Annotated in this window: 8 protein-coding genes; all 8 read right to left on the bottom strand. The window is 70.7% G+C overall.

Going from position 1 to position 14,819, the window contains the following annotated elements:
• Nucleotides 1–23: 23 nt before the first annotated feature.
• Nucleotides 24–1,568, bottom strand: a complete 1,545-nt coding sequence (locus tag HQ603_RS12840; protein WP_222684913.1) for an acyl-CoA carboxylase subunit beta — start codon at nucleotides 1,566–1,568, stop codon at nucleotides 24–26.
• On the bottom strand, nucleotides 1,565–6,826 hold the full coding sequence (gene pks13 / locus HQ603_RS12835) for a polyketide synthase Pks13 (protein ID WP_371831050.1): 5,262 nt from the start codon (nucleotides 6,824–6,826) through the stop codon (nucleotides 1,565–1,567). The genes HQ603_RS12840 and pks13 overlap by 4 nt, the downstream gene beginning before the upstream one ends.
• 29 nt (nucleotides 6,827–6,855) lie before the next feature.
• Nucleotides 6,856–8,778, bottom strand: a complete 1,923-nt coding sequence (gene fadD32 / locus HQ603_RS12830; RefSeq protein ID WP_222684912.1) for a long-chain-fatty-acid--AMP ligase FadD32 — start codon at nucleotides 8,776–8,778, stop codon at nucleotides 6,856–6,858.
• A 156-nt stretch (nucleotides 8,779–8,934) separates the two neighbouring features.
• Entirely contained in the window at nucleotides 8,935–9,921 is a 987-nt protein-coding gene (locus tag HQ603_RS12825; RefSeq protein WP_222684911.1) for an LLM class F420-dependent oxidoreductase, read from the bottom strand.
• A 182-nt stretch (nucleotides 9,922–10,103) separates the two neighbouring features.
• A complete protein-coding gene (locus tag HQ603_RS12820) occupies nucleotides 10,104–11,093 on the bottom strand; it encodes a cutinase family protein (RefSeq protein ID WP_222684910.1) in 990 nt (329 codons plus the stop codon).
• Nucleotides 11,094–11,099: 6 nt separating this feature from the next.
• The gene (locus HQ603_RS12815; RefSeq protein WP_371831049.1) at nucleotides 11,100–11,633 is read right to left on the bottom strand and encodes a DUF732 domain-containing protein; all 534 of its coding nucleotides are present in this window, start codon (nucleotides 11,631–11,633) and stop codon (nucleotides 11,100–11,102) included.
• Nucleotides 11,634–11,749: 116 nt separating this feature from the next.
• Nucleotides 11,750–13,615, bottom strand: a complete 1,866-nt coding sequence (locus HQ603_RS12810; protein ID WP_222684908.1) for an alpha/beta hydrolase-fold protein — start codon at nucleotides 13,613–13,615, stop codon at nucleotides 11,750–11,752.
• 245 nt (nucleotides 13,616–13,860) lie between these two features.
• On the bottom strand, nucleotides 13,861–14,814 hold the full coding sequence (locus HQ603_RS12805) for an alpha/beta hydrolase (protein ID WP_261773795.1): 954 nt from the start codon (nucleotides 14,812–14,814) through the stop codon (nucleotides 13,861–13,863).
• Nucleotides 14,815–14,819 lie beyond the last annotated feature (5 nt).

Raw genomic sequence — 14,819 nt, 5'->3', positions numbered from 1 at the left:
GGACCACCGCGAAAACGGGTGGATCAGATGGGGAACAGGTGCTGCTTGCGTGCGCGACGCTCCGGCGTCCGGTCACGCAGCAACCGCAGTGCCTTGCGGATCTCGAGGCGCGTGGACGACGGCTCGATCACGGCGTCGATGTACCCGCGCTCGGCGGCGATCCACGGCGTCGCGACGTGCTCGTTGTAGAAGTCGATGAACTGCTGGCGGATGGCCGGCGCGTTCTCGCCCGCCTCGGCGAGCTGCTTGCGCGCCATGATCGACACGGCGCCCTCGGCACCCATCACCGCGATACGCGCCGTCGGCCAGGCGAAGTTGATGTCGGCGCCGAGCTGCTTCGAGCCCATCACGGCGTAGCCGCCGCCGTAGGACTTGCGGACCACCACCGTCACCTTCGGCACGCTGGCGCAGACGTACGAGAAGATGAACCGTCCGCCGCGCTTGATGACGCCGATCTTCTCCTGCTCGAGTCCCGGCAGGAACCCCGGCGTGTCGGTGACCAGCACCAGCGGGATGTCGAAGGCGTTGCAGATGTTGATGAAGTGCGACGCCTTGTCCGAACTCGCCGCGTCCAACGCCCCGGAGAGCACCATCGGCTGATTGGCGACGACGCCCACCGGACGGCCGTCGACCCGCGCGAAGCCCACGATCACGTTGTTGGCGGTCTGCGCGGTGAGCTCGTGGAACTCGCCGTCGTCGAAGATCCGCAGCAGCACCTCGTGCATGTCGTACCCGGCGTTGTCCGAGTCCGGCATGAACGTGTCGAGTTCGCGGTCGTAGTCGGTGAGCTCCGGCTCGAGACCCGGATTGATGACCGGGGGTGCCGAATTGCAGTTCGACGGCATGTACGACAGGTACTTGCGCACCCAGTCGAACGCGGCCTTCTCGTCCGCCGCCACGTGGTGGACGTTGCCGTACTCGGCCTGCTTCCGCGCACTGCCCAGATCGTGCAGGCTGACGTCCTCGCCGGTGACGGACCGGATGACGTCGGGCCCGGTCACGAACATGTACGCCTCTTCGGTGGCGACCACGATGTCGGTGTTGATCGGGGCGTACACCGCACCGCCCGCGCACTTGCCGAGGATCACCGAGATCTGCGGGCACATGCCGGACAGCGGCTCCTGGCGGCGGCCGAGCTCCGCGTACCAGGCCAACGACGTCACGGCGTCCTGCACCCGCGCGCCGCCGGAATCGTTGATGCCGATGCAGGGGCAGCCGATGTCGGCCGCGAACTCCATGATGTGCGCGACCTTGCGGCCGAACATCTCGCCCACCGTCCCGCCGAACACCGTCTGATCGTGCGAGAACACCGCCACCGGGCGACCGTCGATCAGACCGTGACCGGTGACGACGCCGTCGCCGTACAGCGCGTTCGGGTCACCCGGCGCTCGCACCAGCGCGCCGATCTCGACGAAGGTGCCCGGGTCGAGCAGCATGTCGATGCGCTGACGGGCGCTGGGAATGCCCTTCGCGGCCCGCTTGGCGATGGCCTTCTCGCCCGCCGGCTCCTTCGCGAGCTCCAGCTTCTCCCGGAGTTCGGCGAGCTTGGCGGCGGTGGTCGAGGTCACGGGTGCGACTCACTTTCCTTCGGTCCGGAAGCCGAGATCGTGTCCAGCTTCTTCGTCAGGTCGGCCGCGATCCTGCCGATGTACGGCTCGTCGATCACGGCGAGGTGGTCACCGCCGACGTAGACGATGTCCAGCTTCGGAGCGTACGGCCCCCACCCGCCGTGCTCCTCACGCCGGCCCAGCCGCGGCTCGAGCGCGATGGCGTCGTCGTGGTACTTGTCCGCCATGTACAGGGTGACGTCGCCGTCGTACCGCTCCGGCTGCGCCGTCTGGATGGCGCGGTTGTCCAACCACGACGTGCGCTGGTGCTCGATGATCCCGCTCGGAATCTTGGCGCTGCTCATCTTCAGCAGATCCATGATGATGCCGATCTGACCGTCGTCGTCGGCCTGCGCCAACTTCTCGTACGGCAGCGGGTAGTCGACGTTGTAGAGCTTCTTGCCCACCTGCGCGTACCGCTTCCACCGCAGCTCGATCTCCTCCGGGGTGTCCGGAATCGGCTCGTACGGCATCACGGTGTCGATGAGACCGACGTAGCGCACGTCGGCACCCTCCGCGCGCAGCAGCGACGCCACCGCGTACGACAGCACGCCGCCCAGCGACCAGCCCATGAGGACGTACGGTCCGTCGCCCTGGATCTCCCGCAGGATCGGCACGTACTCCGCGGCCCGCTTCTCGATGGGGCCCTCGGTGCGCTCGAGCCCGTACATCGGGGTGTCGGCCGGCAGTCGACGCAGCAGCGGCTCGTACACCACGCACGAGCTGCCCGCCGGGTGGAAGACGAACACCGGCACGGCGGTGGACCCCTCCGGACGGGCGCGCAGCGTGCGGACCAGCCCCGTCACGTCGCCGGCCTCGAGGAACGGCCGCACGATGTCGGCGAGCTGCTCGATGGTCTCCGAGTCGAGGATGTCGTCGAAGGTCACCTCGCCCTTGGCGCGCTCGCTGAGGCGTTCGGCCAACTTCTCGGCCGTCGGGTCGTCGAGGACCGGCAGGGGGTTGAAGATGCCCTTGGCGGACTGGCCCGTGACCGTCGCCCACGTGGCGAAGGTCAGGCGCTCCGCCGCGTCGCGCGGCGCGACGTCCGTGCCCGTGGCCTCGGCGAAGCTCTTCGCATCGGAGGCGTCGCTGCTCGGGGCGGGGGCCGCCTCCGTGACGGGAGCGGCGGTGTCGGTGACCGGTGCCTCGAACGCCGTCGCCACCGACGGACCGGTGGCCTCGGGCTCCGGAGTGGACTCGGCGGTGTCCGGCGCAGCGGTGGCCGCGCCGTCCTCGGCCTCGGTGCCTTCACCGCCCTCCCCGGCCTCCCGTGCCTGCTCCGCCTCGCGCTCGCGGCGCTGCTCATCGGCGAGCGCCTCGACCTCCTCGCGGTTCTCGAGGGCGTAGCGGAGGTACTTCTCCACCTCGCGGAGGCTGGCGTCGCGCACGGCCTGCAGCTGCACCTGCGGAATGTCGAACTCGAACTCCACGCGGTTCTTGATGCGCACGGCCATGAGCGAATCGAGCCCGAGCTCGATCAGCGGGATCTCCGCCGGCAGGTCCTCGGGGGCGTAGCCCATGGACTCGGCCACGATGATCGCGAGCCGCTCCTCCATGGTCTGGCTGCCCGTCGGGTCCCAGCGGTTGCCGAAGTCCTCGACCACCTCGGGCTCGTACTCGACCCCGTCCCCGTTCCCGATCGGCGATGTCCCCACGCCGTCGGCGACGCTCGGGGCGGCGGCCGCCGGGGCACCCGCGGACACCGCCGCGGCGCCGGACGTCACGACGGCCTCGGCCCAGGGGCGGAAGGTCCCGCCGTCGTTCCACTGCAACTGCAGTGCGGCGCCCCCCGGATGCGGGGTCAGCACCGTGGTGATCGATCCCGTGGTGGGCGGGTCACCTGCGACGACCGCACCCACGACGACGTCGGAGAGCACCTCGGACGCCAATCGACGCACCAACTCGTCGGCCGACGTGACGCGCGCGACGGGCGTCTCCCACACGGTGCGACCGTCCGGGAGGGCGACGCGGGCGGGCGAGCCGCCGAGGGTGACGTCGGCGTGCAGCCAGTGCTCCTTGCGGATGAACGCGGTGCGCGGGATCGGCGCGTACTCGCCGGGTCCGATCACCGCGGCCAGGTCGACCGGGTGCCCGTGCACGTACAGCTCGGCCAGCGCGGCCCGGAACGTCGCCGGCTCGCTCTCCTTGCGCTTGAGCGTGGCGATCAGCGTGGCGTCGGGAACGCCCGCGGCCCACGCGGTGGCCGCGACGGACATGAGCGCCACCGGGTTCGGGGCCAGCTCGACGAACGTGGTGTAGCCGGAGTCGACGGCCGTCTTCACCGCCTGGGTGAACCAGACCGCGTGGCGCATGCCCTTGGTCCAGTAGTCCACTCCGTGGATCGGCTCGTGGCCGGAGCGGTAGAACGCCTCCTTGTCCACCGACGAGAACACCGCGGTGGCCAGCGGGTGCGGCTCGATGCCCATCAGCTCGGCGGCGAGTTCGCCGAGCAGCGGGTCGACGGCCGAGGTGTGGCCGGCTCCGCGCACGTCGAGCACGCGGCCCATCTTGCCGAGCGACTCGGCGTACTCGACCAGCTTCTGCACCGGCTCGGCGGGACCGCCGACGGTGGTGTGCGTCGGCGCGGCGTAGACGCTGGGCTCGACGCCGGGGAAGCGCTCCGCCAGCTCGGCCACCTCGGCGGCGGAGAACTCCACCAGGGCCATGGCGCCGGCCTCGGCGTCACCGAGACCCTCCTGGCCCTCGCCCAGCAGGCGGGAGCGGGCGACGATGATGCGGACCGCGTCCTCGAGGCCGAGGCCACCCGCTGCGTACGCCGCGGCGACCTCGCCCATCGAATGACCCACCACCGCAACGGGACTCGCGCCGTAGGCGCGCAGAGTCTCCACCAGCGCCACCTGGATCGCGAAGATGGCGACCTGGGAGTTCTCGAACTCGTACGTCTGCGCGTCGTCGGCGACGATGGCGCGGATCGAGTAGCCCGACTCGTCCTCGATCAGCTCGTCGACCCGGTCGAGCGCGGCGGCGAACAGCGGCTCGGCCGCGTAGAGACCCTTCGCCATCTTGCGGTGCTGGGCGCCGAAGCCGGAGAACACCCACACCGCGCCGTTGGCGGCGGGACTGTCGGAGGACAGGACGCCCGTGCCCGGCTTGCCGGCCGCGACGGCGCGCAGACCGGTGATCGCCTCGGCCCGCGTGGTGGCCAGGACCACGGCGCGCGACCGGCCGTGGTTGCGCTTGGCCAGGGTTCGCGCGACGGCCTCGAGATCGGCGATGCTGCCCGCTTCGGTCTCGAGCCAGTCGGCGAGATCGGCCGCGGTCCGACGACGCCGCGACGGCATCGAGGCGGAGACCGCCAGCAGGACCGGCAGCTCGGGCTCGCCGGACGGGGTGGCCTCGGTAGACGGGGTCGCCTCGCCCGACGGGGTGGACTCGGCGGAGCCGGCACCGGTGACCTCCGCGAGGACCTCGCGCACCTCGGCGTCGGTCTCCTCCGGCGCGCCGACGGATTCGCCGACCAGCGCTTCCGGATCGACGGCCGCCGCGTCGAACGACACGGCGTCGGGATCGACGTCGGCCGGCGCGTCGGCGGTGGAACCGGGGACGTACTCGCGCACGACGACGTGCGCGTTGGTCCCGCCGAATCCGAAGCCGGAGACGCCGGCGACCGCGGACCCGGAGTACCGCGGCCACGCGGTGGGCGCGTCGACGACCTGCAGCCGGGCGGCGTCGAACGGAATGTAGGGGTTGGGACCGGCGTAGTTGAGCGACGCGGGGAGGGTGTTCTCGCGCATGGCGAGCACCACCTTGATCAGACCCGCCGCACCGGCCGCACTCTCGAGGTGCCCGAAGTTGGTCTTGGCGGAGCCGAGCAGCGCGGGCGCGTCGGCGGACCGGCCGCGACCGACGACGCGGCCGAGCGCGTCGGCCTCGATCGGGTCACCGAGGATGGTGCCGGTGCCGTGAGCCTCGATGTAGTCCACGGTCGACGGCAGGATCCCGGCGTCCCGGTAGGCCGCCCGCAGGACGTCGGCCTGCGCGTCGGGGTTGGGGGCGGCGAGTCCGTTGGACCGGCCGTCCTGGTTGACCGCGCTGCCCTTGATGACGGCGAGGATGTCGTCGCCGTCGCGCTCGGCGTCCTCGAGACGCTTGAGCACCAGCAGGCCGCCGCCCTCGGAGCGGATCATGCCGTCGGCGTCGGACGAGAACGCCTTGATGCGGCCGTCGGGCGCGAGCACGCCGGTCTGGCCGAAGCCCAGGGTCGCCGCGGGCGCGAGGATCAAGTTCACGCCGCCCGCCAGCGCGACGGACGACTCGCCGCTGCGCAGGCTGCGCACGGCCTGGTGCACGGCGACGAGCGACGACGAGCAGGCGGTGTCCAACGCGACGGACGGCCCGCGGAAGTCGAAGTAGTACGAGATGCGGTTGGCGACGATGGACGTCGACGTTCCCGTGAGCGCGTACGGGTGCGGGTCCGTGTCGCTGATCGCGATCATCTGGTAGTCGTTGGTCGACGTGCCGACGAACACGCCCACCGGCGCGCCCTTGAGCCCGCTGGCCGGGATGCGCGCGTGCTCGAGGGCCTCCCACGCCAGTTCCAGTGCCAGCCGCTGCTGCGGGTCGACGTTGGCCGCCTCGCGCGGCGACATGGCGAAGAATTCCGCGTCGAAGCTCTTGACGTCGTCGAGATAGCCGCCCTTGGTGACCGTGGTGCGCACGGCCTCGGCGATCCGCGCGTCGCCGAGGAACTCCGACCACCGCCCGTCGGGCAGGTCGGTGATGCCGTCGCGACCCTCGATGAGCAGGTCCCACGTCGATTCCGGCGTGTGCCCCGCGCCGGGCAGGCGGGTGGCGAGTCCGACGATCGCGACGTCGTGTCCCGTCCCCGCCGACGCGCCCAGGTAGAACGCGTCGTCCGACGCGCCCTCCGGCACGTCGGGCTCGCCCTCGATGATGCGGGTGGCCAGCGACGCGATGGTGGGGTGCTGGTAGGCGACCGTCGCGGTGAGCGTGACGCCGACCAGTTCCTCGATCTCCCCGCTCAGCGCGACGGCGTCGCGGGACGACAGCCCGAACTCCTCCATCGGCCGATCGTCGGAGATCTGCGAGACCGGCTGCCCGGTGACCTCGGCGACCCAGGTGCGCAGCCACTCGCGCAGCTGGGCGACGGTCATGTCCGACGACCCGCCGGCCCCCGTTCCGTCGGTGGTCTCCAGGTCCCCGGTGCGGGTCTCTTCGGTCGTGTTGTCGTCAGCCATCGAATCGCCAAACTACCCGCGGGGGGTGATCATGCTTCGGGAGAAGTCTCGTCCGGTGCGGCCTCGGGCGCGTCGGGGAACGCGGTCTGCTGGTAGCCACCGCGCAGCGTGCCCTCGATGTACGCCGCCTTGCAGGCCCGACGCGCGATCTTGCCACTGGACGTGCGGGGAATCGATCCCGCCGGAACCAGCAGGACGTCGCGGGCCGTGACGCCGTGACGCGCGGAGATCGCGGCGCGGACGGTGTCCGCGATGGGCCCCGGATCGGCCTTGCCCGCACCGGGGGCGCGCTCGGCGACGATGACCAGCTGCTCGGACGAGTCGCCCGGGTCCCGGCTCAGGCCGCCCGCGCCGAACTCGAAGACGACGTCGGGAAGCTGGTTCGCCGGGACGGCGAAGGCGGCGACGAAGCCCGGCCGCAGCGCCGAGCTCGACTCCTGGGCCGAGTACTCGAGGTCCTGCGGGTAGTGGTTGCGGCCGTCGACGATCACCAGGTCCTTGACGCGACCGGTGATGTAGAGCTCGCCGTCGACGTACACGCCGTAGTCGCCGGTCCGCATCCAGTTGGCGTCCTCGGGAACGCCGTCGGCGTGGCTGCCCTCGCCGAGCCGGGAGACCAGCTTGTTGTGAAAGGTCTCCGAGGTCTCCTTGCTGCGACCCCAGTACCCGCGGCCGATGTTCTCCCCGTGCAGCCAGATCTCGCCGACGTGGCCGTCGGCGACCTCGCTCGCGGCGTCGGCGTCGACGATCGCCGCCCACTGGCTGCGCGCGACGTAGCCGCAGGAGACCTGCGGGATGGCGTTCGGCGCGGACTCGTCCACCCGGACGATGCGTCCGGCGTTCAGCTCCGCCCGGTCGACGTAGATGACCTTGGCCTCGTCGGAGTGCTTGGTCGAGGACACGAAGAGGGTGGCCTCGGCCATGCCGTACGACGGCTTGATCGCCGTCTTGGGCAGCCCGTACGGCGCGAAGGCGTCGTTGAACTTCTTCATCGACGTGGTGGTGACCGGCTCGCTGCCGTTGATGAGCCCGATGACGTTGGACAGGTCCAGCGTGTTGCCGTTCTTCGGCAGGCCGCGCTGCGCGGCGTGCTCGAAGGCGAAGTTCGGCGCCGCGGCGAAGGTGCCGGCGCCGTCGGAGATCGCCGCGAGCTCCTTGATCCAGCGCCACGGCCGCTGCACGAACGCGCGCGGGCTCATGATGGTGATGTACTTGCCGCCCAGCGCGGGCAGGATCACCGTGAGCAGGCCCATGTCGTGGAAGAGCGGCAGCCACGTGACGCCGCGGGAGTCCTCGTTGAGCTCGATGGCGTCGACCATCTGCAGCGCGTTCACGCCGACGGCGCGGTGCGTGATCTCCACACCGGCGGGCGTGCGGGTCGAGCCCGACGTGTACTGCAGGTACGCGATGTCGTCGATCGACGCGCCGGGCTCGGTCCAGCTGTCGCCCACGGTGTCCGGGATGGCGTCCACGGCGATGATGCGCGGACGCTTGGCGGCCGGCAGCGACCGGAAGAACTGGCGCACCCCGGCAGCCGAGTTGGTGGCGGTGAGAATGGCCGACGGCTCGCAGTCGCCGAGCACGGCGTGCAGGCGATCGCTGTGGCCGGGCTCGTCGGGATCGAACAGCGGCACCGCGATGGCGCCCGCGTAGATGGCACCGAAGAACGACACGACGTAGTCCAGGCCCTGCGGCGCGAGAATCGCGACGCGGTCACCGGGCTGGGTCACCTGCTGCAGCCGCGCACCGACTGCACGCAGACGTGCACCGAACTGCGCCCAGGTGAGCTCGTGGACCTCGCCCTCCCGCTCACGGGAGTAGTCGATGTACCGGTAGGCGAGGGCGTCACCGTTCTCGGCGACGTTCTCCTCGACGTGACGCACCAGGGTCAGACCCTCGCGAATCCGGATGCGGCCGGTGTCGTCGACGAAGTCGTCGAACGAGTCTTTCATCTCATCTCCTCCGCGGCGCTGAGCACCGAGTCATCGCTGCGTACCCGCGACCGGCGCCGCGAGGCGCCGTGGGTCGTACTGGGGCATGAATGCCGACGATCGGCGCTCGACACGTGTCGACGCAGCCGACGATAGGGTACAGACCGTACTCCCACGTCATTCCCCCGCCAGCAGGGGAATGACCGGCGCGAATGCCTCCATCTGGGTGGGAAAGACGCCGACATAGGACATTCCGGTCGCCGCGCGGACCCCGCGGACCTGCTCGGCGATCTCCTCGAAGGTGCCGATCGCGATGTAGGGCGAGCGCAGCACGTCCTCGACGGTCAGCTTCACGTCGACGTCCATGTTGGGCGGAAAACCGTTGTCGAGCGCACCCAGCACCATCTCCGCCGTCTGTTCCCGATCGTCCGAGATCAGAATGGTCGTGATCGTCCAGTTCAGCTCGATGTCGGCAAAACGGTCGCCGGCGGCACGACGAATGACGTCGACCCGCTCGATGCTCTTCTCCATGGTGATCTCGGAGAGCTTGAGCTTGCCCTCCTTGGTGGTGCTGGGCACCAGCGAGATGATGTCGGCGTGCTTGGCCGCCAGGGCCAGCATGCGCGGTCCGCCGCCGCCGACGGCGATGGGCGGCCGCGGGCCCTGCCGCGGGCGCGGACTGCCCTGCAGCCCGCGGACCTGGTAGTGCTTGCCCTCGAAGGTGCATTCCTGACCCCGCAGCAGGACGTCGAGGATGGTGAGCGACTCGTCGAGCTTCTCGATGCGGACGCCCGGGCTCTCGTAGGCGATGCCCGCCTTGTCGTACTCCTCTTTCATCCACCCCGCGCCGATGCCGAACTCGAGCCGACCGCCCGAGATCTGGTCGATGGTGGTGGCGTCCTTGGCGAGCACCGCAGGATGCCGGAACCCGTTGGCCAGGACCGCGGTCCCCAGCCGGATCTTGTCCGTGGCCACCGCCAGCGCACCCAGCGCGGCGATCGGACCCACCTGGTTGCCCAGGTGGTCGGGGATCATGAAGCTGTCGTACCCGAGTTCCTCGGCCTTCTGCGCCAACTTCACGAATCGACGGGCACCACCCTCGTCCGGGTTGCCCTCACCGCCGGCTGCGAAGCGGAACTTGCGCACAGGCGCAGCGGCGGTCATTCGATCGGGTCTCCTGTGGCTCACGGGCGGGAATCTCGGGCCGGTTCTCGACCGGCCGAGAACCGAGGAGCCACTCTAGCCGTTACCGGGCCGAGACCAAAAGCGTCTGTGACGCGCACACACGCGCGTGCACGCGATCCTGTCGACGCGACAGTTGAGTCACGCACGACTCGCGTGCGCCGTCACGAATGTGCCGGTGTCGGCGCGGAGTCGATCAGCCCGGCGGCCCACTCGGTGGTCCACGCCGTCGCCGTCGTCCCGCTGTCGTCCACGACGTACGACGCGTAGCTGCCGTGGACCGGGTTGCCGGCCGCGCCCGCGAGCGCGCCGAGCGACGACGGGATGTTGCGCAGCGACATCGCCTGCGGCGGCGCGGCGCAGATCAGGTCGCCCGGTGCGCAGATGCTGTAGGTGCGGTCCGCGAGTGCCCCGAAGCCCCCGCGTCGCTCGCCCGTCATGGTGATGCCGGGAACGTCGAGGCCGCCGAGGGCGACCTCCGCGCCGACGCCGTCGACGGGCGCACCGATCTGCTGCGCACTGACACCGTCGCGTCGACCGTCGGCGATGAGGGTGACGCCGAGGACCCGGTCCGCCGGGACCGGCCCGGCGCCGGCGCCGATCGCCGCGGCCAGATCACCGACGATCACGGCGCCCTGCGAGAACCCGGCCAGGACGTAGGAGGTCAGTGGGCAGTCCGTGAACCGTTGCGTCAGAACCTCGTTCGCGCGGGCGGCCCCCTCGGACCGACTGACGTTGTACGACGCCTGGCCGTCCGGCGGGAACGCGATGGGATTGGAGAACTGCGCGACGTACGGAACGGTGTAGACCTCCGCCCGCCCCGGCGGGAAGCGGTTCTGCAGCTCGGAGGTCACCTTCAGCATGAGCGACGCCGGGTTGGCCGTCGGCGCGTACGGATCGTCCGCGGCGTTCGACTCCCAGGTTCCCGGCACCGACAGCACCATGACGTCGGGACACGACGCCGGTTGCGACGTCGGAGGTGCGGCGCCGGGCTCGCCCGGACGTCCGGGCTCGGGCTCGGTGAGCCGGCCGGCGAGCAGGTACCACAGCAGCAGCGCGACGAGCAGGACGACGAGGACTACGGCGACCAGCACGAGCAGCCGGCGCAGCGGTGACCGACGACGGACGGCGGATCCCCGCCGGGCGGACGACACGGCGGCCTACCCGCAGTACGTCGACCGCGCCGCGTCGATGTACTTCTGCGCGGTGGCGGCGGCGTCCTCGGCACTGATCTCGGTGCCGGCGGCGGAGGCCTCGGCACCGACGTTGGCAGTGACGAAGGTCGTGATCTGATCGGCGGCGACGCCCTCGCTCTGCGCGGCGCAGATGTAGTTGGCGGTGCCGATCGCGATGTCGCCGTTGCCGGCGACCGCGACACCGTCGGACCGCAGCGCGTCGAGGAACGCGTTCGCGCGGGGATCGCGGGGAACCTCGGTGGGCCCCGGGTACCCGCTGGGCACCGCTTCCTGCTCCTCCGCGGCCGCGCCGGACGCGGTCGCGCTCGCCGTGGTGGTCGCGGACGCCGACGTCGAACCGGACGGCGCCTCGCTGCTCGACTGCGCCGCCGTCGTCGTCGCGGACGGGGTGGGCGTGCTGCTGGCCGACGAGTCGTCGCCGCCGCACGCCGTCAGCAGTGCGCCGGCCGCCGTCGCCAGCAGGACGGGCGCGAGCAGGGAGACCACTCTCGAAGTCACGTGCGGTTCCTCTTCCATTCGGGACGGGTGCCGAGCGGAGCACACGCTACCGACCGGGGCTGAGAGAACTCTGTGCTCCCTCGTGCGAGACGGTGTCGGCCCCGGTCGGGCGGTGGTCAGGGGACGATCTGGGCGACGCCGTCGCGCACGGTGACGAAGCCGTTCTGGAAGTTCTGCTGCACGCCACCGGGGATCGGGAACTCGTCACTGGTCACGTACCCCAGCCGTCCGTTCTCGTAGCCCACGCTCTTCCACGCGTCGAAGATCGGTCCGTTGCGGATCACCCAGGCACCGGTGGTGGGCGACCAGTAGATGTTGCCGCCCTCGAACTGGGTGAAGCGGCCGTTGTCCCGCACGGCGATCTCGTTGGTGCGGGCGAACCCGAGCGGACCGTTCTCCCAGCCCGTCTGTCCGTACTTCTCCATGATCTTGCCGAGCACGGCGTGCGTGCCGGTGTCCGGCGAGAAGTACATCGCGCCGATCTCGAAGCCCTGCACCGCACCCGGGCGGTTCGGGGTCGCCACCTCGTCGCGCAGCGGGTAGCCGAGCGGCCCGCGCTCGTAGCCCTGGCGGGCCCACTCGTCGAGAATCGCCCCGCGCACGGCGTGCGCCCCGGTCTGCGGCGTCCAGTAGACCATTCCGTTGCGGAACGAGTTGTAGCGTCCGCGGCCGTCCGGCACGCCCAGCTCGCCGGAGGTCGGCATGCCGAGCACGCCCGCCGGCCCACCGAGACCCGCGTACGCGCCGCCGATCGCGCCGGCCACCACGTGCGTGCCGCTGTCGGAGGAGAAGATGCGTCCGCCGCGGAAGTCCTGCGCGCGGCCGCCGGGCACGTCGTACTCCGCCGTGAGGCAGTCGCCGAGCCACCCGTTGGCGCTGGCCGCGCCGCCGATCGGACCGCCGACCCCGCATGCGGGCTTGTCGACCTCGACGCCCAGCGCCGACGCGATCTGCGGCCACGCCTGCTTGATCTCGAACTGCCAGTACGCCCACGAGTGGACGCCGGAGGGCCGGTAGTTCACCGTGGCCGGAATGCCCAGCTTGGTGAGCTTGGTGGCGAACGTCTGCGAGGTCAGGCGCGCCAGGATCTCGAGGCCCATCCCGGCGTAGTTGGTGCTGATGCCGGGGATGTCGGAGACCTGGTCGTACGGGCCGGCCGCACCGCTGCCGCTCGAGACGTACAGGCTGGTGCCCTTCAGCTTCTCGGCCAGCACGTAGGGATCGTGCTGGGCCCACAGCTCACCGGAGGGCACGCCCCACATGGACCCGACGTCGAAGCCGCCCGCGTCCTGCATGGCGTACCCGATGGCCTGCGGCATGCCCAGCGTGGAGGTGGACAGGATGCCGGAGAAGGAGCCGGCGAACCGGAAGAAGCCGGGGTTGCGGGCGGCCAGCGTCATCGCCGCCGTGCCGCCCATCGACAGTCCCGCCACGGCCCGCACGTCCGTCGACCGCCAGTCGCGCTCGAGGATCGGCGGCAGCTCCTTGGTCAGGAACGTCTCCCACTTGTAGTTGCGGCCGTTGTTCTGCTCGACCCAGTCGGAGTAGAAGCTCGACTGCCCGCCGACGGGCAGGACCACGTTGACGTTCTTGTCGGCGAACCACGTCTCGGCGTCGGTCTCGGCGGTCCAGCCGTTCTCGACGTCGGTCGCGCGCATGCCGTCGAGGAGCCACAGGGTGGGGAACGACGCCTGCGGGCTGCGGTTCCAGTCGCGCGCGAGCAGGATCTGCACCTGGATCGGCACGCCCATCGACGGGGAGTTCACCCACACGGCGACGCGGCGGTCGGTCAGCCAGTCGACCCGCGAGACGGATGCCCCGGCGTCGTTCTGCGCCCGCACGGGGGCGGCCTGCACGGGCGCGGCCGCGGCGGGCGCCGCGAGTGCGGTCGTGGTCGCGCCGCCGACGAGCGGCAACACCAGCGCCAGGGCCACGGCTGACATCCGCAGCCGACGCCGGCCGGTCGTCCTCGGTTCACGCATGGGACTTCTCTCGCTTCCTCGGGTGGCGACGCCGTCGGCGGGCTCGGATCCCGGGGGACCCCGGGAACAACACCGCCGTCGGCGCGGTCGGTAGTTCCGATTTCTACACGTCCAGGCGCCTCTCCCCCGAGAGGCTCGCTGTGACGGATGGTGCGAATGTTACTGGCCGATCCGACCCGAACAGACGAACGACCCCGACACCGCAGTGCCGGGGTCGTTCGTGAGCGTGCTGTGGTCGGCCTCGATCAGCCGATGTTGGCGCGCAGGTCGGGCATCATCTGCACGACCTGGTCGAACCAGTAGCCCCACCGGTGGGTGCCCTGACCCGGGAAGCTGTAGGTCACGTTGTTGGCACCGATGGACGCCATGCGCACCTGGAAGGCGCGGCTGTTGGCCAGGGCCAGAGCCTCGAGGCCCATGCCGTTGGCGGTGTTGTAGTAGTCGAGCAGCGAGGCCGGGCGGTCGTAGACGCCGGGCAGACCGCTGGCGGCCGAGACCCACACGCGGGTGCCGTTGTCGCGCAGACGCGGAGCGAAGACGAACGGGTCGTTGCGCAGCCACGCCGGATCCCACGGCGGTCCCCACATGGAGTCGACGTTGTAGCGGCCGGCGTCCAGCATGGCGACGCGGATGGCCTCACGCATACCCGGGGCCGAGATGTTCAGGTAGCCGGACAGCGATCCCGCGTAGCTGAACTGGTTCGGGTGGTACGCCGCGAGCGTCAGCGCGGCGGAGCCGCCCATCGACAGGCCGACGACGCCGTTGCGGGTGGTGGAGAAGCCGAGCTGACGGTTCAGCTGCGCCGGCAGGTTCTGCGTCAGGAAGGTTTCCCACTTGTACGTGGTGCGCTGCCCGTTGAAGTTCGACGGGGCGTACCAGTCCGAGTAGAAGCTGGACTCGCCGCCGACCGGCTGCACCACGTTGATGTTGTTGTCGGAGAGGAACGAGCCCGCGTTGGTCTCGTGCTCCCAGCCGCTGATGTCGTTGGTGGCCCGCAGACCGTCCAGCAGGTAGACGACCTTGCTGGTGTTGCCGTCGGCGGCACGCCAGACACGGCTCTTGATGTCACCCATCGAGGACTGGGTGATCACGTCGAACCCGGCACGCACCTCCGCGTTGGCCACGGGGCCGGTGCCGACCACGGCGAGGCCGAGCGGGACGGCCGCGGCCATCGCCAGGGACACGACGGCGCGGCGCATACGAC

Source organism: Rhodococcoides corynebacterioides (assembly GCF_019834675.1).
In the GTDB taxonomy this organism is placed as follows: domain Bacteria; phylum Actinomycetota; class Actinomycetes; order Mycobacteriales; family Mycobacteriaceae; genus Rhodococcoides; species Rhodococcoides corynebacterioides_A.
This window is presented reverse-complemented; position numbering and strand designations above follow the sequence as displayed.